This is a genomic window from Streptomyces millisiae (genome assembly GCF_031845425.1).
GTDB lineage: Bacteria > Actinomycetota > Actinomycetes > Streptomycetales > Streptomycetaceae > Streptomyces > Streptomyces millisiae.
On record NZ_JAVREM010000359.1, the window covers coordinates 1 to 427 of the forward strand.

General features: G+C 67.2%; 1 protein-coding gene. It reads right to left on the reverse strand.

Going from position 1 to position 427, the window contains the following annotated elements; translation table 11 throughout:
- A partial coding sequence (locus RNC47_RS37080; RefSeq protein ID WP_311605273.1) for an ABC transporter substrate-binding protein occupies positions 1-427 on the reverse strand: 427 nt, incomplete at both ends.

Here is a 427-nt window from a genome sequence, read left to right on the forward strand (position 1 = left end):
GGGATTTCGATGCTCCCCTCCCCCTGCGTGGAAGCGAGGTACCGCACGCGGTCCGGTTGCTTGAGCACCGCGGCGTTGACCTGCTCGGCACGCAGACCGTCGGCGAACTCGGCCAGACCCAGATTGATCGGCTGCACGTCCTTGATGCTCAAGCCGGCGGACTTCAGGTTGCGCAGCACGACCGCCTGCTGCGCGGTGCCCTCGTTGATCGCAATCTTCTTGCCGGCCAAGTCTTTCAGCGACTTGATGCCCGAGCCCGGTGAGGTTGCCAGCACCAGCCCGTTCCCGTCGTATTTCACCGCCCCGACGATGGGCACCCCGGCGTCCGAATACTGCGCGAGGATCGGCGGGACATCACCGACCCGGCCCAATTGCGCGTTGCCCGACCGGATCGCCTCCAGGCGCAGCGGACCGCTGCGCCTGGAGG